This window comes from Pseudomonas sp. KBW05, assembly GCF_003852405.1.
In the GTDB taxonomy this organism is placed as follows: domain Bacteria; phylum Pseudomonadota; class Gammaproteobacteria; order Pseudomonadales; family Pseudomonadaceae; genus Aquipseudomonas.
On sequence record NZ_QAJM01000007.1, the window covers coordinates 394,040 to 417,449 of the forward strand.

Sequence of the window (23,410 nt, forward strand, 5' to 3'; positions counted from 1 at the left end):
AATGTGGGAGCGGGCTTGTGTGGGAGCGGGCTTGCTCGCGAATGCGGAGTGTCAGTCGATGCATCTTTAACTGATCTACCGTCTTCGCGAGCAAGCCCGCTCCCACAGGAGATTGTATTTCAACTTAAGAGGGGGCGTGTTCCGGGCGCTGTTGGCGCTGCGCCACCCAGTATTCCACCAGCTCACGCAACTGCGACAACTCCACCGGCTTGGCCATGTGCCCGTCCATGCCGGCCTGGCGCGCGCGCTCTTTGTGTTCCGAGAGGATATGCGCAGTGAGCGCCACCACCGGCGTGCGAATGCGCTGGTGGCTGACTTCCCACGCGCGCAGTTGCTGGGTCGCCGAGAACCCGTCGAGGATCGGCATTTCGCAGTCCATCAATACCAGGTCGTAGCGCTGGGCTTTCATCGCTTCCAGCGCTTCCTCGCCATTGCTGGCGGTGTCCGGGTTGAGGTTGAGCTTGCCGAGCATGCCCCGGATGACCTTGGTGGAGATGCTGTTGTCTTCGGCCACCAGGATGCGGAAGTCGGCGGGCACGGTCACCGCGGCCGGCGCGCTTGGCACCACGCGTGGCTGGGTGTTGCCCTTGCTGCGTTGGGTCAATTCGTCGGCCAGGGTGGTCTTGAGGGTGTAGCCCGCCACTGGCTTGGCGAGGATGCGCTTGATCCCGCTGTTGCGCGCGATGATTTTGCTCGGCGCATTGCTGATGCCGGTGAGCATGATCAACAGGATGTCGTGGTTCAGGCTTGGGTCTTCCTTGATCTTCGCCGCCAATTGCATGCCGGTCATGCCGGGCATGTTCTGGTCCAGCAGCACCACGTCAAAGTAATCGCGCAGGTGCGCCTTGGTGCGCAGCAGCGCCAGGGCTTCTTTGCCGGAAGGCACGGCGCTGACGTTCAAGCCCCAGGCGGTGCATTGCTGCACCAGCACCTTGCGGCAGGTGTCGTTGTCGTCCACCACCAGCACGCGCGCGTCTTTTAACGGGCCGTCGAGGTCGGAGGTCGGGTGTTCTAGGCGTTCCGGGTCCAGCGGCAACGTCAGCCACAGGGTGCTGCCCTGATGGCTGCCACTCTTGATGCCGAACTCGCCGTTCATCAACAGGATCAGTTGGCGGGCGATGACCAGGCCGAGGTGGCCGCTCAAACGGGTAGCCGAGAGGAAGTTCTTGCTGTGCAGTTCGCTGTGCAGCAGGGCGTCGCGCTCGGCGGCTTCCATCGGCAGGCCGCTGTCTTGCACGGCAATGCGCAAGCGCGGCTTGGTGCTGCGCTCGTCCAGGGCGACGACGATCAGCACTTCGCCTTCATCGGTCTTTTGCAGGGCGTTTTCCAGCAGGCTCAACAGCGCCTGGCGCAGGCGGGTCGGGTCGCCGCTGATGACGCGTGGCACCTGGGGCTGGATAAAGCTGATCAGCTCGACGTTTTGCTGTTCGGCCTTGGCGCGGAAGATGCTCAGGCAGTCTTCGATCAAGGCGTTGAGGTCGAACTGTACGTCGTCCAGTTCGATCTGCCCGGATTCGAGCTTGGAGATATCGAGGATTTCGTTGATCAGTGTGAGCAGTTCGTTGCCGGCGCTGTGGATGGTTTGCACGTAGTCGCGTTGTTTCACCGACAGCGGCGTGCCCAGCAGCAACTCGGTCATGCCCAGCACGCCGTTCATGGGGGTGCGGATTTCGTGGCTGATCTTCGCCAGGAACTCGGCCTTGGCGGCGATTTCGGCGTTGCTGGCGGCGAGGTCGCGGCTGAGGCTGAAACGGGTTTCGACGATGGCGCGCTGGCGTTCACCGAGGGCCAGGCTCATCAGCAAACCGCTGAGGCAGATAAAGGCGAGCAGGGTGACGATCAAGCCTTGCGGCGCCAGCAGCGTGAGGCCGAGCAGGGCAGGGAGGATGATCAGCGTACCGGTGTTGAACACCACCATGGCGGCCACGAACAGGCGCGCCGGGCGGTAGCCTTTCTGCCAGTGATAGGCGGAGACAAACAGCATGCTCAGGCCGGCCAGGGCCACCAGGGCGTAGGTGATGATGTTCAGCGGCAGGGTGTTGACGAACAACAGCAGCAGGCCGCATAGCACGATAAACAGGATGTCGGCCATCAGCAGCTTGTTCAGCGGGTGTGGACCGAGTGGCATGAAGAAGCGATAGGCAAACATCAGCCCGCACGGTGCCGTCAGCAGCAGGGCGAGGTAGGCGCCGGGGGTCTGGATTGCATGCCAGTTCGGCAGCCACGGCCCGACCACGTTGAGCAGCAGCGCCAGGCTCAGCATCAACAGCACTTCGCACGCCGCCAGCCACAGGCTGCTGCGCGAGCGGTGGTAAGCGAAGCGTGTGAGGTTGTGCAGGATCAGCATCAGCAGGCAGCCGAACAGCAGGCCGTAGATCAGCGTCTGGGTCTGGTTGGCGGCGGCGAGGACGGCCGGCTCCAGGGTGATGTAGGGGCGTAGTTCGTGTTCCGAGACCAGGCGCAGGTAGACCTCAAGGGGTTTCTGGCTCTGGGGCATCGGCAGCATGAAGTCGCTGCTGGGCAGCGGGCGCTCGGCCTGGGGCTGGCGCGTGCCGGTGCTCTGTTGTTCCACCAGAGTGTCGCCATCCAGGACGTAGAGGCTCAGGTGGGACAGGTCCGGGGCAAACACCCGCAACACTTGCTCGTGTTTGCCGGGTTGCAGCTTGAAGCGTACCCACAACGCACCGTCGGGCTGCGCAGCAGTGATCCGGTCGAGTTCGATGGGGCTGAATTGATTGGTGTAGCGGGGGGAGCGGATGTCGCTTAGTTGCAGGTCGGCCTGTTCATCAAGCAATACCGCCCAACCACTGCCTTGTGCCGCAGCCTGGGCCGGGAACAAGCAGAGCAGTGTCAGCAGACTGACTGTGAAACCTATGGCGATCCTGAGCCAGCGCACGGCGAAATCCCTTCGTAGGTTGATGCACGGGTTAACTATGCGCGGGGCGACATGTGTACGGCAAGGGCCAGGGGCCCTTGCCTAACCGAACGGATAGCTACTTACTGGTTCTCGCCACGTTCACGGGCAATCGCGCGATAGCCGATGTCGGTGCGGTAGAAACAGCCTTTCCAGTCGATCTTCGCGGCCAGCTTGTACGCCTGCTGTTGCGCGGCGTCCACACTGGCACCCATCGCGGTGGCGCACAATACGCGGCCACCTGCGGTCACAACCTTGCCATCCTTGAGCGCGGTGCCCGCATGGAACACCTTGCCTTCCAGCGTAGCAGCTGCGTCCAGGCCTTCAATCACATCGCCCTTGGCGTAGTCGGCCGGGTACCCGCCGGCGGCCAGCACAATACCGACGCTCGGACGTGGATCCCACTGTGCTTCAACCTTGTCCAGGGCCTGGGCCAGGGCGGCTTCCACCAGCAATACCAGGCTCGACTGCAGGCGCAGCATCACTGGTTGGGTTTCCGGGTCGCCGAAGCGGCAGTTGAACTCGATGACCTTCGGGTTACCGGCTTTGTCGATCATCAGGCCCGCGTAGAGGAAACCGGTGTACACGTTGCCTTCGTCGGCCATGCCACGCACCGTCGGCCAGATCACCAGGTCCATGACGCGCTTGTGCACGTCAGCGGTGACCACTGGAGCCGGGGAGTACGCACCCATGCCGCCAGTGTTCGGGCCGCTGTCGCCGTCGCCGACGCGTTTGTGGTCCTGGCTGGTGGCCATCGGCAGCACGTTCTTGCCGTCGACCATCACGATGAAGCTGGCTTCTTCGCCGTCGAGGAATTCCTCGATTACCACGCGCGAACCGGCTTCACCAAAGGCATTGCCGGCGAGCATGTCGCGCACGGCGTCTTCGGCTTCTTGCAGGGTCATGGCGACGATCACGCCTTTACCGGCGGCCAGGCCATCGGCCTTGATCACGATCGGCGCACCTTTTTCACGCAGGTAAGCCAGGGCTGGCTCGATCTCGGTGAAGTTCTGGTAGTCGGCGGTCGGGATCTTGTGGCGCGCGAGGAAATCCTTGGTGAACGCCTTGGAGCCTTCCAGCTGGGCAGCGCCAGCGGTAGGGCCGAAGCAGTCCAGGCCACGGCTGCGGAACAGGTCCACGACGCCGGCAACCAGTGGCACTTCCGGACCGACGATGGTCAGGGACACATTCTTTTCAGCAAAGTCCGCCAGTTGCTCAAGGGCCAGCACGTCGATAGCGACGTTCTCGCACTTGGCTTCAATGGCGGTGCCGGCGTTGCCGGGTGCGACGAAAACTTTCTGGACGCGTGGGTCCTGGGCAACTTTCCAGGCCAAGGCGTGTTCACGGCCACCGCTGCCAATGATCAAAACATTCATTTCAAAAACCTCAAATTCTGTAGGCGCTGCAGGAGCGCTTTTAAATGTGGGAGCGGGCTTGCTCGCGAAAGCAGTGTGTCAGTCGCAGGATATGTAGCTGATACACCGCATTCGCGAGCAAGTCGAATCGTCGCACCGCCGCTCCCACACAAGCCCGCTCTCACATCTCTATCGAGTTGGATCAGTGGCGGAAGTGGCGCATGCCAGTGAAGACCATGGCGATGCCGGCTTCATCAGCCGCAGCAATCACTTCGGCGTCGCGCATCGAACCGCCCGGTTGAATCACGGCAGTCACGCCCGCTTTCGCGGCGTTGTCCAAACCATCGCGGAACGGGAAGAACGCATCGGAAGCCATCACCGAACCCACTACCTGCAAACCAGCGTGCTCAGCCTTGATCGCAGCGATACGCGCCGAGTTAACGCGGCTCATCTGGCCGGCGCCGACACCGATGGTCTGGCGGTTCTTGGCGTAGACGATGGCGTTGGATTTAACGTACTTGGCCACTTTCCAGGCGAAGATCAGGTCGTTGATCTCTTGCTCGGTCGGTGCGCGCTGGGTCACGACTTTCAGGTCTTCGCTGCCGATCATGCCGATGTCGCGGCTTTGCACCAGCAGGCCACCGTTGACGCGCTTGTAGTCCCAGGCCGCAGCGCGGTCAGCCGACCACTCACCGCAGGCCAGCAGGCGCACGTTGGCTTTGGCGGCCACAATAGCGCGGGCTTCTTCGCTCACGCTTGGGGCGATGATCACTTCCACGAACTGACGCTCGACGATCGCCTTGGCGGTCTCGGCATCCAGCTCACGGTTGAAGGCGATGATGCCGCCGAATGCGGATTCGGTGTCGGTGGCGTAGGCCAGTTCGTACGCCTGGCGGATACCGCCTTCAGCGTCGGGGCTCACGGCCACGCCGCACGGGTTGGCGTGCTTGACGATGACGCAGGCGGGCTTGACGAAGCTCTTCACACATTCCAGCGCGGCGTCGGTGTCGGCCACGTTGTTGTAGGACAGTTCCTTGCCTTGCAGCTGGGTCGCGGTGGCGATGCCCACTTCGGCGGGCTTGGCTTCAACGTAGAACGCCGCGCTCTGGTGCGGGTTCTCGCCGTAGCGCATTTCCTGGGCCTTGATGAACTGGCTGTTGAAGGTGCGCGGGAACTGGCTGCGGCCTTCGGTCGACAGGGTTTCAGCGGCCTGGTTAACCGTGCCCATGTAGTTGGCGATCATGCCGTCGTAGGCGGCGGTGTGTTCGAACGCCTTGAGCATCAGGTCGAAGCGCTGGGCGTAGGTCAGGCCGCCGGCTTTCAGGCCTTCCAGCACGTTGGCGTAGTCGCTGGCGTTGACCACGATGGCCACGTCTTTGTGGTTCTTGGCTGCCGAACGCACCATGGTCGGGCCGCCGATATCGATGTTTTCGATGGCGGTCGGCAGGTCGCAGCCTGGCTTGTTGATGGTGGCTTCGAACGGGTACAGGTTAACGGCCACCAGGTCGATCGGCTTGATGCCGTGCTCGGCCATGATCGCGTCGTCGGTGCCGCGACGGCCGAGGATGCCGCCGTGGATTTTCGGGTGCAGGGTCTTGACCCGACCGTCCATCATTTCTGCGAAACCGGTGTAGTCCGCCACTTCTACTGCGGCCACGCCGTTGTCCTGCAGCAGTTTGAAGGTCCCGCCCGTGGAGAGGATTTCCACGCCCTGGGCTTCCAGCTCCCGGGCAAATTCGAGGATGCCGGTCTTGTCGGAAACGCTGATCAAGGCGCGGCGGATCGGCAGGCGGGTAGTCTGGTCGGTCATTTCAATTTCCATCAAAAGCAAAGGAGTCAGCAAAAAAGGCGACCGTTTTTTACGCGGGCGCCTTTCTGGTTTGATTGAATGCTTACAACAAATCGTACTGCTTGAGCTTTTTGCGCAAGGTGCCACGGTTGAGGCCCAGCAGCTCACTGGCTTTGGTCTGGTTGCCCTTGACGTAGTTCATCACGCTTTCGAGCAAGGGCGCCTCGACTTCGGAGAGCACCAGGTTGTACACGTCCGTGACGGAAGCGCCCTCAAGGTGGGCGAAATAATTGTGCAGCGCCTTCTCGACACTCCCGCGAAGGGTCTGGCCTTCTTCGCTTGGCGTGTTCAGGTGCTGTTTCAAATTGACGTTGTCGCTCACGGGTGTTGTTCCACTCACTAAAGTCTCGGTCATCATCGTCATGCGGCCACCCCCTCTCCGTCCCCTGTCCCCAGGCTCTTGTAACGCTCGCTGAAGAACTCACGAACGTTGGCGCACTGTGCTTCCGTATCATCCAAACGATTGAAGTGGGCGCGAAACTCCCTGGCGCCCGGCAGGGTTGCGAGATACCAGCCGACATGCTTGCGAGCAATGCGTACTCCCATCACGTCTCCGTAGAAGGCGTGCAGGGCGGCCAGATGCTCTAGCAGAATACGTTCCACCTCGATCAACTCTGGTGCCGGCAACACTTCGCCGGTACGCAGAAAATGGTCGATCTCACGGAAAATCCATGGCCGCCCCTGGGCAGCCCGGCCGATCAACAAGCCGTCGGCACCGGTGGCGTGCAGCACGCGCCGGGCTTTCTCGGCTGAGTCGATGTCGCCATTGGCAAAGACCGGCATCGACACCGCCTGCTTGATCGCGGCAATGGTGTCGTACTCGGCTTCACCGGTGTAAAGGTCGGCGCGGGTGCGGCCATGCACCGCCAGCGCTGTAATTCCTGCCTGTTCGGCGATCTTCGCCACCGTCAGGCCGTTCTTGTTGTCCCGGTCCCAGCCGGTACGGATCTTCAGGGTCACCGGCACATCCACTGCGGCGACAACGGCCTGCAGGATCTCGGCAACCAACTGCTCATCTTTCAACAGCGCGGAACCGGCGGCCTTGTTGCAGACCTTCTTGGCCGGGCAGCCCATGTTGATGTCGATTATCTGCGCCCCCAACTCCACGTTGGCCCGGGCCGCATCCGCCAGCATCTGTGCATCCCCACCGGCGATCTGTACCGAGCGTGGCTCGGGATCACCTTCGTGGATCATGCGCATCCGCGATTTGCGGGTGTTCCACAAGCTCATGTCGCTGGTGACCATTTCCGAGACTACAAGACCTGCGCCCAAACGCTTGCACAGCTGACGAAAGGGCTGGTCGGTGACGCCCGCCATCGGGGCGAGAATCAAGCCGTTGTGCAATGTGTATGGGCCGATGCGTACCGCCGACATAGGACTTCCCTGTTGTGGGGCCGGATCATTAGAGTTCGAAAAAGGGTTGGCATGATACCCGCTCTCGATGACTGGATAAAGGCTGAATTGGATAAAATCTGAACAGTTATTTCTTTATCGCCGCCGGTTTGGTTGCGCGACGAAAAGTCAACAAACCGCCGTCAAGGCTTTGTATGTCGGCCGATTCACTCGGGCGAGTGGAAGCTCAGGCTGTAATTCACGGCTTTGTTGCCTGGATCAAGGATGTCCAGGGAGATGTGGATCGGCGTTTGCGACGGCATTTCGCTGACCCCGGCCAACTCGCCGCTGAGGTATTCGGCAGGCTTGAAGCGACGACTGGCAATCAGGCTGCCGTTGAGGTCGGCAAACCGCAGCTCCAGCAGCGGGAAGGGCTGGGAGAAGGTGGCACGGTTATAGATGATGGCATCGACCACCAGCGCGCCGGCGAACTCCGGGTGGCTGCGCACCACCAGGTTGCTGCTCTTGATGTGGGCGATGTCGACCCGTGATGGCACGGTGCAGCCGAGTGTCGGGCACAGTTGCTGGAACCATGGGCGATAGGCGTCCTGGCGGGCCAGGTCATCGAATTGATAGGCGATGTATTGGCCTGCCAGGCCTGCAGCGGCGATCAGCACCAGCAGGATCCAGATCAGGCGGCGGCCCCAGCCCTGCGGGCGTTTTTGCGCGTAGAGGTGCAGCGGGTCGTCTTCCAGGTCTTGCAGCACTTCGTCGTGCACGCTGGTGGAAGCGCGCGGGCGCTTGCGGCGCGGGGCCGGGCGCTCTTCGGGTTCCGGTTCTTCTGCGGCATGGGTCAGCGGCGTGAACGGTGGGTCGATGTCGTCTTCATCCGGCGTCGAGCGCAGTGGCGGCTCGTCGTCCAGGTCGTCGGTGTGGAACGACATGGACGGTTCGGTGCGCTGCCTGGTCGCAGGTGCGTTCGTCGTTTCGGCGTCATCTTCGGCGGCCGGCAGGCGTTCTGCCGGCGGCTCGCTGAACAGGCTGGCGGCCCACTTCTCTTCCTCGGCCTTGACGGTGTCGCGGCTGGCGCTGAGGGGTTCGTCCTTTTGGCGGCGGTCGGTGCCCGGTTGGCGACGTTCTGCGCCCAACGGTTGCGTGTGCTGAATCTCGCGGCGTTCGAGCTTGGCCAGTTCCTGGTCGAGGTCGAGGTTGTCGAGGTCCAGCTCTTCGGCGGTCCACTGCTTCTGGCTGATGGCGCGGGGCGCCTCGGGGGCCTGTTCAACGCTGCTCGGCAGCTCGGGCTCCGCTGTCGTAGTGCTGGCGCGCTGCTCCAGCAACTGGCGCACCGCGTTGAACACTTGCAGGCACGAGCCGCAGCGCACCACGCCGCGGGCCACGCTCAGTTGAGCGTGGTTGACGCGAAAGCGTGCTTGGCAATGTGGGCACTGGGTGACGAAACTGTCGCTCATGCGGTCATCCGATTCAGGCAAGCGCTCATTCTAGCGCCGACGCCCGCTGATGCGTACCCAGCCATCACGGTTGGCGATCGGGTCCAGTTCGAAATCCTTGGCGTAGGCGGCGGCCACGTCTTCACCTTGTTCGGCGAGGATGCCCGACAGGGCCAGGCGGCCCCCCGGCTTGACCAGGCTCGACAGTTGCGGGGCCAGGGACACCAACGGCCCGGCGAGGATATTCGCCACCAGCACGTCGGCCTGCACCTGCGGCAGGTCTTGCGGCAGATAGAGTGGGAATTTTCCTTCAGGAATGTTGTTGCGGCCGGCGTTGTCGCGGGAGGCTTCCAGGGCCTGCACGTCGATATCGGTGCCCACGGCCTCCTTGGCGCCCAGCAGCAGGGCGGCAATCGCCAGGATGCCCGAGCCGCAACCGAAGTCCAGCACGTTGCTGTCGGCCAGGTCCTGGCCGTCCAGCCATTCCAGGCACAGCGCGGTGGTGGGGTGGGTGCCGGTGCCGAACGCCAGGCCCGGATCCAGCAGCAGGTTCACGGCGTCAGGCTCAGGTGCGGCGTGCCAGCTCGGCACGATCCACAGGCGCTGGCCGAAACGCATGGGCTGGAAGTTGTCCATCCAGCTGCGTTCCCAGTCCTGGTCTTCGATGACTTCGCTGTGATGCTCCGGCAGCGGGCCGCCGGTGAGCAGTTCCATATGGGCCAGCACGGCGGCGGCATCGGTGCCGTCTTCGAACAGGGCCAGCAAGTGGGTGTGGGACCACAGCGGGGTGGTGTTGAGCTCGGGTTCGAAGATCGGCTGGTCTTCGGCGTCCATGAAGGTCACCGACACCGCGCCTACTTCGAGGAACGCGTCTTCGTAGGTTTCGGCTTGTTCTGGGCTGATGGCGAGACGGACTTGCAGCCAAGGCATGGCGGGCACCTTTGAAAAAATTGAATGTGCGACGGGTGGGCCGCGAAAGGGCGCAAGTTTACGCGAGCGGCGGGAGGGGTGTACACATAACAAGTGTGGGAGCGGGCTTGCTCGCGAATGCGGTGGGTCAGTATCAGATGTGGTGACTGACACACCGCATTCGCGAGCAAGCCCGCTCCCACACAAGCCCGCTCCCACAAGGGAATGTATCCATCCAGCAAAATCCGGGGCCCGGAAACAACAAAACCGCCCGAAGGCGGCTTTGTCTGGTGGAACGCTTACTGGTTAGCCAGCTTGTGTTCCAGGTAGTGAATGTTCACACCACCTTCGCAGAAGCCTTCATCACGGACCAGGTCCCGGTGCAGCGGGATGTTGGTCTTGATGCCGTCTACCACGATTTCGTCCAGGGCGTTGCGCATGCGGGCCATGGCCTCGTCGCGGGTCGCGCCCCAGGTGATCAGCTTGCCGATCAGCGAGTCGTAGTTGGACGGAACCTTGTAGCCGCTGTACAGGTGCGAATCGACGCGAACGCCGTTGCCGCCTGGAGCATGGAAATGCTTGACCAGGCCTGGACTTGGGATAAAGGTTTTCGGGTCTTCGGCGTTGATGCGGCACTCCAGGGAGTGGCCGTGCATCTTCACGTCGTCCTGGGTGAAGGACAGCGGGTTGCCAGCGGCGATGCTCAGCATCTCCTTGACGATGTCGATACCGGTGACCATCTCCGAAACCGGGTGCTCTACCTGTACACGAGTGTTCATCTCGATGAAGTAGAAACGACCGTTCTCGTAGAGGAACTCAAAGGTACCGGCGCCACGGTAGTTGATGTCGATGCATGCCTTGACGCAGCGAGCCAGTACTTCTTCGCGCGCTTTTTCGTCCAGGCCCGGTGCCGGAGCTTCTTCCAGGACCTTCTGGTGACGACGTTGCAGCGAGCAATCGCGGTCGCCCAGGTGGATGGCGTGGCCCTGGCCGTCGGACAGTACTTGCACTTCCACGTGGCGTGGGTTGGTCAGGTACTTTTCCAGGTAGACCATCGGGTTGCCAAACCAGGCACCTGCTTCGGAGCGAGTCTGCTTGGCCGCTTCGATCAGGTCTTCTTCCTTGTGCACAACGCGCATGCCGCGACCACCACCGCCACCGGCGGCCTTGATGATCACCGGGTAACCGACTTCACGACCAATGCGCAGAGCGGTTTCCTCGTCTTCCGGCAGCGGGCCGTCGGAACCGGGAACGGTTGGCACGCCGGCCGCGATCATCGCGTCCTTGGCCGAAACCTTGTCACCCATCAGGCGAATGGTCTCGGCTTTCGGGCCGATGAAGGCGAAGCCGGATTTTTCCACCTGTTCGGCGAAATCGGCGTTTTCCGCGAGGAAGCCGTAGCCTGGGTGGATGCCATCAGCGCCGGTCACTTCAGCGGCCGCGATGATGTTCGAGACTTTCAGGTACGAGTTCGTGGCCAGTGGCGGGCCGATGCAGATGCTTTCGTCCGCCAGTTTCACGTGCATCAATTCGGTATCGGCCGTCGAGTAAACAGCGACGGTCTTGATGCCCTCTTCCTTACAGGCGCGCAGGATCCGCAGCGCGATCTCGCCGCGGTTGGCGATCAGGACTTTTTGCAGTTTCTTCGCAGGTTTCAACATCGAAGGCGCTCCGCGGTTCAAACGATGGTGAACAGCGGCTGGTCGTACTCAACCGGCTGACCGTTTTCTACCAGGATGGATTCGATCACGCCGGCTTTTTCAGCGGTGATGTGGTTCATCATCTTCATCGCTTCGACGATGCAGATGGTGTCGCCCACTTTCACGCTCTGGCCAACTTCAACGAAGGCTGGCGAGGTCGGTGCCGGGGTGCGGTAGAACGTACCGACCATTGGCGACTTGACCACAAAACCGTTCAATACAGGTGCAGCTGGCGCAGCAGGAGCAGCGGCGGCAGGTGCAGCAGCCGGAGCGGCAGCGGCTGGAGCCGGTGCTTGCATTTGCGGTGCGTAGAACTGTTGGGCCGGGGTCTTGCTGTGGCGGCTGATCCGTACGGATTCTTCGCCTTCCTTGATTTCCAGCTCGTCGATACCGGACTCTTCCAGCAGCTCGATCAGTTTCTTAACTTTACGGATATCCATGAATCATCAACTCCCAAGGGTCGGTCAGGGGCGCTTGGCCGGTTGTTCAATGTGTTCCAGGGCGGCCTCCAGGGCCAGTCGGTAACCGCTGGCGCCAAGGCCGCAGATCACACCTACCGCTACATCGGAGAAGTAGGAGTGATGGCGGAAAGCTTCGCGTTTGTGCACGTTCGACAAATGCACTTCGATGAATGGGATGCTCACCGCCAGCAGCGCGTCACGTAATGCAACGCTTGTATGCGTAAAAGCGGCGGGATTGATCAGGATAAAGTCCACGCCTTCGCCGCGCGCGGCATGGATGCGATCAATCAATTCGTACTCGGCGTTGCTTTGCAGGTAGAGCAGATGGTGGCCGGCTTCACGGGCCCGGCGTTCCAGATCGAGGTTGATCTGTTCCAGGGTCACTGCCCCGTAGACACCCGGTTCACGGGTGCCGAGCAGGTTCAGGTTGGGTCCGTGCAGAACCAGAAAGGTCGCCATCGGCTGTTCCTTGTTATTGATAGGGGTACGGCAGAACCCGGCGACTATGCCGCAAAGCCTTTGTGACTGTCCAGTTCTATGCAGTAGGCAGCACGATTAGCGAGGATAGCGCAAAATTTGTGACTAGGGCCTCGGATCTGGTCATTGGAAACACAGTCTTTAATCCAATGGAGATCAAATGTGGGAGCGGGCTTGCTCGCGAATATGGTGTGTCAGTAATGGATGTGTTGACTGACACACCGCATTCGCGAGCAAGCCCGCTCCCACATTTTTGATCTCCACATGATTTCCAGTCTTCATTGGGTGAGAGATCGGCTCAGACGCGGAAGGCCTGGACAGCGGTGTTGAGCTGCCCGCCGAGTACCAACAGATGTTCGCCCTGGCTACGGCCCTGGCCAATTCTCAGCAGATTGTCTTCACCGAGCTGATGAATCCGCTCACTGTTGTCACGAATTTCACTCACTGCGCCACTCTGCTGCGCCGTCACATCGGCAATGCGCACCGCCGTCTCGGAAATGGTCTGGATCGCCCCGACGATTTCATCCAGCGCGCCGTCGGCCGCTTGCGCTTGCTGGGCGGTGGCTTCGGCGTGTTCGACCTGGGCGCGCATGCCTTGCACCGATTGGTGCGCGGCGGTTTGCAGGCCGGCGATCAGGGTCTGGATCTCGGCGGTAGCGCCCGCCGTGCGCTGGGCCAGGGAGCGCACTTCGTCGGCGACGACGGCAAAGCCACGTCCGGCTTCACCGGCGCGCGCGGCTTCAATGGCGGCGTTGAGCGCCAGCAGGTTGGTCTGGTCGGCAATCGAGCGGATCACCGTCAGGACGCCGCCGATGGTGGCGGATTCTTCGGCGAGTTTCTCGATCATCTGCGCGTTTTGCTGCACTTCACCCACCAGGGCGTGCAACCCGGTGAGGCTCAGACCGATCACCCGTTGGCCCTGTTCCACGGCGTCACCAGCGCTGCGGCTGGCGCCTGCGGCCTGGCTGGCATCGCCGGCCACCTGTTGAATGGTCGCTTCGAGTTCGCCTAGGGAGTCGCGGATCTGCGCGGTGTCGCCGGCCTGGCGCTCGGCGCCGTCATGCAGGCCGCTGCTCAGCTCGGCGAGGGCGCGGCTGCTGCCGGCGACTTCCTCGGCATTGCCGCGAATGGTGCCCACCAACGCCACCAGATAGGCGCGCAAGCGGTTCAGGGAGGCTTCGATGTCGTGCAATTCGCGGTTGGTCTTGCCCAGGGCGATCGGTTGGCTGAAGTCGCCTTCGGCCCAGGTGGACAGCGCTGGCGCCAGGTTGGTCAGCACGCGCGCCAAACGGCGTTGCAGGGTGTCGATCAGCAGCGCGATCAGCAGGATCAGGCCGATCATCACGCCTTGCATCACCCGCACTTCGCCCTGGATCTTGCCGTGTTGCGCCCGCACCACCGGCTCCAGGCCGGCGATGGCTTGCTGCACGGCGTTGATTTTCAGGTGGGTGCTGGCGGCGAGGTCGGCGCGTTGCTGGATTTGTTCGCGGGTGCGCTTGAGTTCGGCGGGGTAGCGGGTCAGCAGGCTGTTGAGTTCGCGCTTGAGGTCGACGGCGGTGTCCTGGGCTTCGGCTTTTTCGCTGTTTTCCAGGCCCATCAAGGCGGAAAAGTCGTCGGCGCTGGACTCGGCGCTGGCCTTCACACCGAGCAGCGGCAGTTGCTCCAGCACATCAGCCTGGCTGCGGATATTGCCGACTTCACGTTCCACATCATCCGCCAGCTCGGCGCGGCCGCTGCTGACCAGCTTGTCGCGGGCCAGGGACAGCTTGCCCAGGTGCTGCGACGCAGCCAGTAGCGGCGGCAGGTAGCGCGCCGCGTCCGGGGAGTTCACGCCGAGGGCGTATTGGCCCAGTTGCTCCAGGTTCGCGCCCAGCTCGCGTTCGGCTTGCAGCAGCAAGGCTTGCGGGTCGCCAGCCAGCTTGCCGGCGGCGAGCAGTTCGGTCTTGCCGAAGGTGTCCAGGTCGGCAAGGCTCGGGCGCAGGTTTTGCGCGAGGTCGGCGGGCAGTTCATCCAGATGCTGTAGCAGGCTTTCCAGGCTTTGGCTGGCGCTGCTCAAGCGCAGGGCGTCGCCGCTGGCGAGGTAGTCGTCGATATTGCGTGCGGCCTGGTTCTGGAAGGTCTGGGACAGGCCCAGGTAGCGCTCCATCAACAAATACGGGCGCTCCAGTGCCCGTTGCGACCACCAGAGTGTCGCCCCGAGCGCTAGGCACACGGCCACCAGCAGAAGGGTATTGAGATTGGTCAGCAGCTTCAGGCGCATGCGTGGTTTCAACCGACAGCAAAAGGTAAGTGCCTGAAGTTATTGCGTTTTCATTACAAGGTTATGACGGTATCAGTGGAATCTGGTGAAAAGGTGGCACTTTGCTTTGGCGTGCGCGCAGCCTGTACCCGGTTGCGTCCGGCGTGCTTGGCACGGTACAGCGCCTCGTCGGCCTGGGCGGCCATCATCAGGCTGTCGGAATCATCGCACAGCTCCACCAGACCGGCGCTGAAGGTGCACCACAGGTCCTGCGGCTGGGCCGGGTAGTGAATTTCGGCAAAGCGCCCACGGATTTCATCCAGAACCTTGCAGGCCGATTCCAGGTCGGTGTCCGGCATGACGATGGCAAACTCTTCGCCACCGTAGCGCCCGATGTAATCGGTCTTGCGCAGCCGCTGCTTGAGAAACAGCGCCAGGCTCTTGATCACGCGGTCGCCCATGGGGTGGCCGTGGCTGTCATTGACCCGCTTGAAGTGGTCGATGTCGAGCATGGCAAAGCTCAACGGCTTGTTTTCGCGGCGCGCGCGGAAGCTGCAGTCTTCGAGCAATTGCAGGATGTGGGTGTGGTTGTACAGGCCGGTCAGGCTGTCGCGCACCATCCGCGCCTTGAGGTGGCGGGCACGGGCAGCGCGGTTGCGCACCGTGGTGATCAGGTGGCGCGGCTTGATCGGCTTGGTGAGGAAGTCGTCGCCGCCTTCGCTCATGGCGTCCAGCTGTTTGTCCAGGTCGTCTTCGGCCGACAGGTAGATGATCGGCACGCTGACGTAGCGGTCGTTGTGGCGGATCACCTTGGCCAGTTCGGTACCGGTACAGGCTGGCATATACATGTCGAGGATGATCAGGTCGGGCTGGAAGTCGGCCAGCTCGGCCATGGCCTGGATCGGCTCGATCAGCGTGCGGGTGACGATGCCGGCACTGTTGAGCAGCCGCTCGGTGTGCAGCGCCTGGGCCCGCGAGTCGTCGATGATCAGCACTTTATAGGGTTCGTACTGGGCGACGCAGGTGAGCACTTCGATCTTTTCCAGCAGGCTGGAGGCTTCCAGGGTGCCGGTGAGGAACTCCTGGCCGCCGGCGCGCACGGCGGCGAGGCGGGTCGGGGTGTCGGTTTCGTGCAGGCTGAAAAACAGCAGCGGCAGCTTTTGCTCCAGGCCTTCCTGGGCTTCGGCGGCGAGTTGCAGGCCCAGCCCAGGGCCGCAGAAGTCCACGTCCATGACGATGGCCGAGGGCAAGCGTTCGGCCATCGACGCACGAAACGCCGCCACACTGTCCAGGGACTGGGCGCTCATGCCAAAAAATTCCAGCTGCTTGGCCAGGCGCTCGGCGCGGTCGTGATCGGCAAGCATCACGTAGATCGGCTTGCGCATCGGCGGCAGGAAGGTTTGTTCCAGCTGGTCGCCCTGGCGCAGGCCGGTGCGCGACAGGCGCTGCATCAAGCGATTGAGTTCGGTGATCAACTGGCTGCTCAGGCGGCCACGGTTTTCGTCCACCAGCTTGAGCGACTCGCCGATATGCCGGGCCAACTGGCCGTGCTCGGGTTGTTCGAAACGCTCGGCAAAACGCAGCAGGCGCAGGTTGGCCTCGCTGAGTTCGGAGAGGTCGGCGTTGGACCATTCACTGCGTTGCAGGCGCTGCCAGATCTCAAGAATTTGACGTGCCTGATGAATTACCCGCTGGGCAAAATGGTGCTTGAGACGCTCACGGCTGGGGTCTTCTGGCTCGGTCATATCCTGACTACTAGTTAGGCTGCATGCTGAGGTCGAACTGATGGCTCTATGCTAGCACCTCTTTTCTGTTACATGAGTGTCATGCGTCAATTAACTGCGAGACTTATGCATTCAATTTTTGACTCAAGGGTCGCGCAGCGCGAAAAGCGTGCATCCTCTATAGTGCTTGCGCTAAAAGCCCCGCGCCGACGGGCACGATGGGGTAGGGTTGTGGTCGGAGTGTTTGAACGCACCCGGACTATAGACGTGCATGAACTCAAGTGATTGAAAGGATATCGCCATGCTGGACTGGAAAAACCGTGCAGACAGTGCCAAAGGCCCCGCTCCTGAGCCCAAGTCGGCCAACCGCAGCTACTTTCGCACCCTGCTGATGAGCCGCGCCGTGCTCAGCCTGCTGGGCTTGTACCTGTTGGTCACCGGTGGCCTGGGGTGGTACTGGAGCGAAGAACCGGTGTTGTTTCCGGTCCAGCAAAACGCGCAGATTGCCGCCGAGAAGGAAGGCAAGCAGATGGTGGTGGGCTATACCACCGTCGAAACCCTCAAGACCGTGGTCGGCACCTTGCTGAACAAACCCGGTGGTTATATTTCCAACGACCGTTTCCCGCCTGGCCTGTGGATGGACAACATGCCGAGCTGGGAATACGGCGTGCTGGTGCAGGTCCGCGACCTGACCCGTGCCCTGCGTAAAGACTTCGCCCGCTCCCAGTCGCAGTCGGCCGAAGACGCGGACCTGGCCAAGGCCGAGCCACGCTTCAACTTCGACAACAAGAGCTGGGTGCTGCCGTCCAGCGAGTCGGAATATCAGGAAGGCATCAATTCCCTGAGCCGCTATGAAGCGCGCCTGTCCGACCCGAACCAGCGCGGCGCGCTGTTCTATGCCCGCGCCGACAACCTCAACAACTGGCTCGGTGACGTGGCGACCCGCCTGGGTTCGCTGTCGCAGCGCCTGTCGGCCAGCGTCGGCCGGGTCAAATTGAACACCGCACTGAAAACCGAAGCCCTGGCGCCGGGTGAAGTGCCGCAGGTCGATGAAGAAGTGGTGGAAACCCCATGGATGCAGATCGACAACGTGTTCTACGAAGCCCGTGGCCAGGCCTGGGCGTTGTCCCACCTGTTGCGCGCCATCGAAGTCGACTTTGCCGACGTGCTGGCCAAGAAAAACGCTACGGTCAGCGTGCGCCAGATCATTCGTGAGCTGGAAGCCTCGCAGGAACCGGTATGGAGTCCTATGATTCTTAACGGCAGTGGCTTCGGTGTACTGGCGAATCATTCGCTGGTGATGGCCAACTATATTTCCCGGGCCAACGCTGCAGTGATCGACTTGCGTCAGCTCCTCAACCAGGGTTGATGATGGACGCTACTCAAAAAGAGGCCGCGCACCGTGCGGCCTCTGATGCTGAACTGATCTGCTGGGTTGACGAGGAGGACAAGCTCCTCGGTCACCTGGTCCGGTCCGACCTGCGCCAGCGCGGCCTTATCGGCCGTTGCACCTTTATCTTCCTGTTCAACTCCCAAGGCGAGCTGTGTGTGCATCGGCGCACCCTGAGCAAAGCCATGTACCCCGGCTTCTGGGACACGGCGGCGGGTGGGATGGTGGCGGCGGGGGAGAGTTATGCCGGTTCGGCGGCCCGCGAACTGGAAGAAGAGCTTGGTGTGGCAGGGGTCGAGTTGGTCGAGCATGACCACTTTTACTTCGCTGACGGCGACAGCCGGCTCTGGTGCCGATCCTACTCTGCCGTGTGGGACGGGCCCCTGCGTTTGCAGCCCGAAGAAGTCATGGAAGCACGCTTTTTGCCCCTCGAAACGGTCCTTCAGGAAGCTGAACAAAAGCCCTACTGCCCGGACGCCCAGGAAGGCTTGCGCCGCTATCTGGCCCTGCGTCGCTAAAGTTGCATAAATTGGCGCGTTTTGGCCCTTAGCAAGTCGGCTTTTTGCCGTTACACTGCGCGACTTTTCACCCGAGCCGTCTGCTATTAGGAGTAGGCCGGTTCGGTAGCGCTGCCCCTGCCTGAGTGGGGCTTCGCGGTCGGTAGTCCCGTTGCGGGTACCGATCTGTCTTTGTCCTCCCAAGAGGATTGCCGGTGGCCAAAAAAGCCGCATCCTTCGCCGCCCTTGGTGGCCTGGTATTTTCCACCGACGCAGGTCGCCACTGCCCGGACTGTCGTCAGCCCGTGGATTCGTGTACCTGCAAACAGACCCTGATCCCCGAAGGCGACGGTATTGCCCGCGTACGCCGCGAGAGCAAAGGCCGTGGCGGCAAGACGGTGACCACCATCACCGGCGTGCCGCTGGCCGAAGAGGCCCTGAAGGAACTCGCCACCACGCTGAAAAAGCGCTGTGGCACCGGTGGCGCGTTGAAAGACGGCGTCATCGAGATCCAGGGTGATCACGTCGAGCTGCTGTTGGCCGAGCTGATCAAGCTCGGTTACAAGGCCAAGAAGTCCGGCGGCTGAAAGCCTCTTTCCGACCTGTGTCTAAACTCTGTCCTGCGCGTGGGGTCTTACCTCGCACGCAGGCAAATCGTCATTTTCATTCTTTAGACTGCGCCAGCCTCTGATAGGGGCGGCGCCTTCGACTTCATTTATAGGGGACTTCGATGTCCGTACGACGCACACGCAAAGACGATGGCAGCCAATGGACAGTTGCGGACAGCCGCAGTGTTTATGGGATTCGCCATTGGGGGGCCGGGTATTTCGCGATCAATGATGCCGGTCGCGTTGAAGTCCGTCCGAACGGCCCGAACAGCACGCCGGTCGACCTGTACGAGCAAGTGGACGAGCTGCGCAAAAGCGGCCTGTCCCTGCCGCTGCTGGTGCGTTTTCCCGACATCCTGCAAGACCGTGTACGCCAGCTGACCGGCGCCTTCGATGCCAACATCGAGCGCCTGGAATACCAGAGCAAGTACACCGCGCTGTACCCGATCAAGGTGAACCAGCAGGAAGCGGTGATCGAAAACATCATCGCCACCCAGGACGTCTCCATTGGCCTCGAAGCCGGCTCCAAGCCCGAGCTGTTGGCCGTGCTGGCGTTGGCGCCGAAGGGCGGCACCATCGTCTGCAACGGTTACAAGGACCGTGAGTTCATCCGCCTCGCGCTGATGGGCCAGAAGCTTGGCCACAACGTCTTCATCGTGATCGAGAAAGAATCCGAAGTTGAGCTGGTGATCGAAGAAGCCGCCAACCTCAAGGTCAAGCCGCAGGTTGGGCTGCGTGTGCGTTTGTCGTCCCTGGCGTCGAGCAAGTGGGCAGACACCGGTGGCGAGAAGTCCAAGTTCGGCTTGTCGGCGGCGCAACTGCTGTCCGTGGTCGAGCGCTTCCGCGCGGCCGGCCTGGACCAGGGTATCCGCCTGCTGCACTTCCACATGGGTTCGCAGATCGCCAACCTGGCCGACTACCAGCACGGGTTCAAGGAAGCCATTCGTTACTACGGCGAACTGCGCAACCTCGGCCTGCCGGTGGACCACATCGACGTCGGCGGCGGCTTGGGCGTGGACTACGATGGTACCCACTCGCGTAACGCCAGCTCGATCAACTACGACATGGACGACTACGCCGGCGTGGTCGTGGGCATGCTCAAGGAATTCTGCGACGCGCAGAGCCTGCCGCACCCGAACATCTTCTCCGAAAGCGGCCGTTCCCTGACCGCCCACCACGCCATGCTGGTGGTGCAAGTCACCGACGTCGAGAAACACAACGACGACGTGCCGGTAATCGAGAACAAGGAAAGCCTGCCGGAAACCGTGCAATGGCTGGTGGACCTGCTGGGCCCGACCGACATCGAGATGGTCACCGAAACCTACTGGCGCGCCACGCACTACATGAGCGACGTGGCCACCCAGTACGCCGACGGCAAACTGACCCTGGCGGAAAAAGCCCTGGCCGAACAGTGCTACTTCGCCGTGTGCCGCCGCCTGCACAACTCGCTGAAAGCCCGCCAGCGCTCGCACCGCCAGGTGCTGGACGAACTCAACGACAAGCTGGCCGACAAATACATCTGCAACTTCTCGGTGTTCCAGAGCCTGCCGGATACCTGGGCCATCGGCCAGGTCCTGCCGATCCTGCCGCTGCACCGCCTCGACGAAGAGCCGCTGCGCCGCGCCGTGCTGCAAGACCTGACCTGCGACTCCGACGGCAAGATCAAGCAGTACGTCGACGAGCAGTCCATCGAGACCAGCCTGCCAGTACACGGCTTGAACGAAGGTGAAGACTACCTGCTGGGCATCTTCCTGGTGGGTGCTTACCAAGAGATCCTGGGCGACATGCACAACCTGTTCGGTGATACCGACTCGGTGAACATCTACCAGCGTGAAGACGGTTCGGTGTACAGCGCCGGGATCGAGACCCACGACACCATCGAAGACATGCTGCGCTATGTGCACTTGTCACCGGAGGAGTTGATGACCCACTACCGTGACAAGTGCGCGAGCGCGAAGATCAGTGCAGCGGAGCGTACCCAGTTCCTCGACGCGTTGCGTCTGGGGCTGACCCGTTCCTCTTACCTGTCCTCGTAAATCGGGTTGATGCAAATCCCCTGTGGGAGCGGGCTTGCTCGCGAAAGCGGTACATCAGTCACACATGTGTTAACTGACCCACCGCTTTCGCGAGCAAGCCCGCTCCCACATTTGGGTCCTTGTTTGGCGGTAAATTTTCGCAGGGACTGAACGATGTCGAGCAAACTCCTGCAAGCATTCACCCTGGCACTCACCGCATTCCTCGCGGCCTGCTCCCCGATCAAAGTGCTCAACGCACTCACCCCCTCCAGTACCTTCACCAAAACTTCTTCCATCGCCTACGGCACCGATCCTCGGCAACAGCTCGATATCTACCGACCTGCGCCGGCGATTACCAACGCCCCCGTGGTGGTGTTTTTCTACGGTGGCAGCTGGAACAACGGCTCCAAGGATGACTACGGTTTCGTCGGCGAAGCCCTGGCTTCGCGCGGTATCGTCGTGGTCATCGCCGATTACCGTCTCTACCCGCAGGTGCGTTACCCCGCCTTTCTCCAGGACGGCGCCCAAGCGGTGGCCTGGACCTATCAGCACATCGCTGACTACGGCGCCGATCCCCAGCAGCTCTATGTGATGGGCCACAGCTCCGGCGCCTACAATGCCTCGATGCTGGCGCTGGATGCGCGCTGGCTGAATGACGTGGGCTTGTCGCCGGCCCTATTCAAAGGCTGGATCGGCCTGGCCGGGCCCTACGACTTCCTGCCGATTGAAAACCGCGACGTGCGGCCGGTGTTTTTCTTCCCCGACTCGCCGCCTGAATCCCAGCCAATCAACCACGTGAGTGCCGGCGCGCCACCGAGCCTGTTGATCGCCTCGACGGATGACGACCTGGTCAACCCCGCGCGCAATACCGGCGGGCTGGCGCAGAAGCTACGCGCGGCAGGCGTGCCGGTGGAAGCGTTTTACTTCGACAAAACCAGCCACGCGACATTGGTGGCCTCGCTCTCCAGGCCGCTACGTTGGCTGGCGCCGGTGCTGGACCGCGTCACCGCGTTTATCCAAGCCACTGGTCCTGCCGGTTCAAGCGCCAGGCAATCGCCCACAAAGTGAGGCTGCGCAACGCCATGAACAGCAGGAAGGTGAGCCACAGCCCGTGGTTGCCCAAACCCTGCAACGCCCAGGCGAAAGGCAGCGTCAGCAACACCGTCAGCAACATGCCATTGCGCATCTCCCGCGCGCGGGTGGCGCCGATGAACAGGCCATCAAGCAAATAACTCCACACTGCAATCAACGGCAGTACCGCCAGGTACGGCAGGTAGCGGTCCGCCGTTTCGCGCACGCTGGGGATGTCGGTCTGCATGGCGATAAACAGGTGCCCGCCGAGCGTGAACAGCAAGGCAAAACCGACGCTGGCGATCAGCGACCAGCCGCCGGCGACCACCAGTGAGCGCCGCAGCGCCTGGCGGTCGTGAGCGCCGATGGCATGGCCGCACAGGGCTTCAACCGCGTGGGCCAAACCATCCAAGGCGTGGGCGGTCAGCAACAGGCCGTTGAGCAGCAGCGCGTTGGCCGCCACGGTGGCATCGCCCAAACGTGCGCCTTGCACGGTGATCATGAAAAACACCGACTGTAACGCGAGGCTGCGGATAAAGATGTCGCGGTTCACCGCGAGCAGTGGGCGCCAGCTCTCCCACAGTTTCAGCGCAGCCCAGGCGATCTGTCCGGGGTAGGCACGCAGGGCTTTTTGCGTGAGGGCCAGGCCGAGCAGGGCGCCGGTCCATTCGGCGATCACGGACGCCCGCGCGGAGCCGACCACGCCCCAATCCAGTCCGAGGACGAACCACAGGTTCAGCGCGATATTCACCAGGTTGGTGGTCAGCAGAATCGCCAGCGGCGCGCGGGCGTTCTGGGTGCCGAGGAACCAGCCGACCAGCGCGTAGCTTGCAAGCGCTGCGGGCAGGCCGAACAGGCGGGTGTGGAAAAAGTCCTGGGTCAGTTGATTGAGCTCGGGGGAAGGCTGCATCCATTCAAGGGCCAGATGGCTGAAGGGAATGCCTACCGTGCCCAGCAACATCGCCAGCCCCAGCGCCAGCAGCAGTCCCTGCAGGAGGATTTGCCGCAACGCCGCGCCATCATTGCGCCCAGCGGCCTGGGCAGCGAAGCCGGTGGAGCCCATGCGCAGGAAGCCCATGGCCCAAGCCAGGAAGGTGTACAGGCTGGCGCCGACGGCCACGGCGCCCAGCTGGTGGGCGTGGGGCAAGTGGCCGATGACCATGCTGTCTACCAGGGCTACCAATGGCACCGAGATGTTCGACAGGATCATCGGCGCGGCCAGGACCCAGACCTTGTGGTGGGTGGGGCGGTGGCGCCAGTCGGTGAGTAGGGTGGGCATGCGGGCTCCTCGGGGAGCGGCATTGTAACCATCCCTTAATGCCACCGCAGGACCAATGTGGGAGCTGGCTTCCACAGGGACTCACCTGTGTTTGTGGGATTTGGCTTGGCATCACGTCCCATCAAGAACCAAACCACCCTCC

General features: G+C 62.1%; 18 protein-coding genes. 5 read left to right on the top strand and 13 right to left on the bottom strand.

Going from position 1 to position 23,410, the window contains the following annotated elements; translation table 11 throughout:
* Window positions 1-124: 124 nt before the first annotated feature.
* The 12 genes from DBR46_RS07430 to DBR46_RS07485 all read right to left on the bottom strand — a co-directional run bounded on the left by DBR46_RS07430 (window position 125) and on the right by DBR46_RS07485 (window position 16,429).
* A complete protein-coding gene (locus DBR46_RS07430; RefSeq protein ID WP_124525620.1) occupies window positions 125-2,896 on the bottom strand; it encodes a hybrid sensor histidine kinase/response regulator in 2,772 nt (923 codons plus the stop codon).
* Between the two features lie 101 nt (window positions 2,897-2,997).
* Window positions 2,998-4,290 carry a phosphoribosylamine--glycine ligase gene (gene purD, locus DBR46_RS07435; protein WP_124525621.1) on the bottom strand — a complete coding sequence of 431 codons (1,293 nt, stop codon included), beginning with the start codon at window positions 4,288-4,290 and terminating at the stop codon, window positions 2,998-3,000.
* A gap of 181 nt (window positions 4,291-4,471) precedes the next feature.
* Window positions 4,472-6,079 carry a bifunctional phosphoribosylaminoimidazolecarboxamide formyltransferase/IMP cyclohydrolase gene (purH, locus tag DBR46_RS07440; RefSeq protein ID WP_124525622.1) on the bottom strand — a complete coding sequence of 536 codons (1,608 nt, stop codon included), beginning with the start codon at window positions 6,077-6,079 and terminating at the stop codon, window positions 4,472-4,474.
* Between the two features lie 82 nt (window positions 6,080-6,161).
* Window positions 6,162-6,482, bottom strand: coding sequence for a DNA-binding transcriptional regulator Fis (gene fis, locus DBR46_RS07445; RefSeq protein WP_002555375.1), 321 nt, complete (start codon window positions 6,480-6,482; stop codon window positions 6,162-6,164).
* Window positions 6,479-7,492 carry a tRNA dihydrouridine synthase DusB gene (gene dusB / locus DBR46_RS07450; RefSeq protein ID WP_124525623.1) on the bottom strand — a complete coding sequence of 338 codons (1,014 nt, stop codon included), beginning with the start codon at window positions 7,490-7,492 and terminating at the stop codon, window positions 6,479-6,481. The genes fis and dusB overlap by 4 nt, the downstream gene beginning before the upstream one ends.
* Before the next feature lie 185 nt (window positions 7,493-7,677).
* The gene (locus DBR46_RS07455; protein ID WP_124525624.1) at window positions 7,678-8,919 is read right to left on the bottom strand and encodes a DUF3426 domain-containing protein; all 1,242 of its coding nucleotides are present in this window, start codon (window positions 8,917-8,919) and stop codon (window positions 7,678-7,680) included.
* A gap of 30 nt (window positions 8,920-8,949) precedes the next feature.
* A complete protein-coding gene (gene prmA / locus DBR46_RS07460; protein ID WP_124525625.1) occupies window positions 8,950-9,828 on the bottom strand; it encodes a 50S ribosomal protein L11 methyltransferase in 879 nt (292 codons plus the stop codon).
* Between the two features lie 278 nt (window positions 9,829-10,106).
* Window positions 10,107-11,468 (bottom strand): acetyl-CoA carboxylase biotin carboxylase subunit, encoded by a 1,362-nt coding sequence (gene accC / locus DBR46_RS07465; protein ID WP_017738536.1) that lies wholly within the window; start codon window positions 11,466-11,468, stop codon window positions 10,107-10,109.
* A gap of 17 nt (window positions 11,469-11,485) precedes the next feature.
* Complete coding sequence (gene accB / locus DBR46_RS07470; RefSeq protein WP_124525626.1) at window positions 11,486-11,947, bottom strand: acetyl-CoA carboxylase biotin carboxyl carrier protein; 462 nt, start codon at window positions 11,945-11,947, stop codon at window positions 11,486-11,488.
* 24 nt (window positions 11,948-11,971) lie between these two features.
* Entirely contained in the window at window positions 11,972-12,427 is a 456-nt protein-coding gene (aroQ, locus tag DBR46_RS07475; protein WP_017738538.1) for a type II 3-dehydroquinate dehydratase, read from the bottom strand.
* Between the two features lie 316 nt (window positions 12,428-12,743).
* The gene (locus DBR46_RS07480; protein ID WP_124525627.1) at window positions 12,744-14,705 is read right to left on the bottom strand and encodes a methyl-accepting chemotaxis protein; all 1,962 of its coding nucleotides are present in this window, start codon (window positions 14,703-14,705) and stop codon (window positions 12,744-12,746) included.
* Between the two features lie 53 nt (window positions 14,706-14,758).
* Entirely contained in the window at window positions 14,759-16,429 is a 1,671-nt protein-coding gene (locus DBR46_RS07485) for a PleD family two-component system response regulator (protein WP_124525628.1), read from the bottom strand.
* Between the two features lie 280 nt (window positions 16,430-16,709).
* Between DBR46_RS07485 and DBR46_RS07490 the strand changes: the two genes are divergently transcribed.
* From DBR46_RS07490 to DBR46_RS07515, 5 genes are all read left to right on the top strand, one after another.
* The gene (locus tag DBR46_RS07490) at window positions 16,710-17,777 is read left to right on the top strand and encodes a DUF2333 family protein (protein ID WP_124525629.1); all 1,068 of its coding nucleotides are present in this window, start codon (window positions 16,710-16,712) and stop codon (window positions 17,775-17,777) included.
* 2 nt (window positions 17,778-17,779) lie between these two features.
* Window positions 17,780-18,316: an NUDIX hydrolase gene (locus tag DBR46_RS07495; RefSeq protein WP_124525630.1), complete on the top strand. Its 537-nt coding sequence runs from the start codon at window positions 17,780-17,782 to the stop codon at window positions 18,314-18,316.
* 194 nt (window positions 18,317-18,510) lie between these two features.
* Window positions 18,511-18,882, top strand: coding sequence for a translation initiation factor Sui1 (locus tag DBR46_RS07500; RefSeq protein ID WP_012722004.1), 372 nt, complete (start codon window positions 18,511-18,513; stop codon window positions 18,880-18,882).
* 143 nt (window positions 18,883-19,025) lie between these two features.
* Complete coding sequence (speA, locus tag DBR46_RS07505) at window positions 19,026-20,939, top strand: arginine decarboxylase (protein WP_124525631.1); 1,914 nt, start codon at window positions 19,026-19,028, stop codon at window positions 20,937-20,939.
* Window positions 20,940-21,092: 153 nt separating this feature from the next.
* On the top strand, window positions 21,093-21,986 hold the full coding sequence (locus DBR46_RS07515) for an alpha/beta hydrolase (RefSeq protein ID WP_124525633.1): 894 nt from the start codon (window positions 21,093-21,095) through the stop codon (window positions 21,984-21,986).
* Here DBR46_RS07515 and DBR46_RS07520 read toward each other — a convergent pair.
* The gene (locus DBR46_RS07520) at window positions 21,931-23,268 is read right to left on the bottom strand and encodes an MATE family efflux transporter (RefSeq protein WP_124525634.1); all 1,338 of its coding nucleotides are present in this window, start codon (window positions 23,266-23,268) and stop codon (window positions 21,931-21,933) included. The two genes, DBR46_RS07515 and DBR46_RS07520, sit on opposite strands and share 56 nt — an antisense overlap.
* Between the last annotated feature and the right edge of the window lie 142 nt (window positions 23,269-23,410).

What these genes read in the sequence shown, in the direction of transcription:
- DBR46_RS07455 (WP_124525624.1), bottom strand. Translation starts at nt 8,919, where the DNA reads ATGAGCGACAGTTTCGTCACCCAGTGCCCACATTGCCAAGCACGCTTT.
- DBR46_RS07480 (WP_124525627.1), bottom strand. Translation starts at nt 14,705, where the DNA reads ATGCGCCTGAAGCTGCTGACCAATCTCAATACCCTTCTGCTGGTGGCC.
- DBR46_RS07515 (WP_124525633.1), top strand. Translation starts at nt 21,093, where the DNA reads ATGTCGAGCAAACTCCTGCAAGCATTCACCCTGGCACTCACCGCATTC.
- dusB (WP_124525623.1), bottom strand. Translation starts at nt 7,492, where the DNA reads ATGTCGGCGGTACGCATCGGCCCATACACATTGCACAACGGCTTGATT.
- aroQ (WP_017738538.1), bottom strand. Translation starts at nt 12,427, where the DNA reads ATGGCGACCTTTCTGGTTCTGCACGGACCCAACCTGAACCTGCTCGGC.
- speA (WP_124525631.1), top strand. Translation starts at nt 19,026, where the DNA reads ATGTCCGTACGACGCACACGCAAAGACGATGGCAGCCAATGGACAGTT.
- DBR46_RS07495 (WP_124525630.1), top strand. Translation starts at nt 17,780, where the DNA reads ATGGACGCTACTCAAAAAGAGGCCGCGCACCGTGCGGCCTCTGATGCT.
- DBR46_RS07520 (WP_124525634.1), bottom strand. Translation starts at nt 23,268, where the DNA reads ATGCCCACCCTACTCACCGACTGGCGCCACCGCCCCACCCACCACAAG.
- accC (WP_017738536.1), bottom strand. Translation starts at nt 11,468, where the DNA reads ATGTTGAAACCTGCGAAGAAACTGCAAAAAGTCCTGATCGCCAACCGC.
- DBR46_RS07490 (WP_124525629.1), top strand. Translation starts at nt 16,710, where the DNA reads ATGCTGGACTGGAAAAACCGTGCAGACAGTGCCAAAGGCCCCGCTCCT.
- fis (WP_002555375.1), bottom strand. Translation starts at nt 6,482, where the DNA reads ATGACGATGATGACCGAGACTTTAGTGAGTGGAACAACACCCGTGAGC.
- accB (WP_124525626.1), bottom strand. Translation starts at nt 11,947, where the DNA reads ATGGATATCCGTAAAGTTAAGAAACTGATCGAGCTGCTGGAAGAGTCC.
- purH (WP_124525622.1), bottom strand. Translation starts at nt 6,079, where the DNA reads ATGACCGACCAGACTACCCGCCTGCCGATCCGCCGCGCCTTGATCAGC.
- DBR46_RS07485 (WP_124525628.1), bottom strand. Translation starts at nt 16,429, where the DNA reads ATGACCGAGCCAGAAGACCCCAGCCGTGAGCGTCTCAAGCACCATTTT.
- prmA (WP_124525625.1), bottom strand. Translation starts at nt 9,828, where the DNA reads ATGCCTTGGCTGCAAGTCCGTCTCGCCATCAGCCCAGAACAAGCCGAA.
- purD (WP_124525621.1), bottom strand. Translation starts at nt 4,290, where the DNA reads ATGAATGTTTTGATCATTGGCAGCGGTGGCCGTGAACACGCCTTGGCC.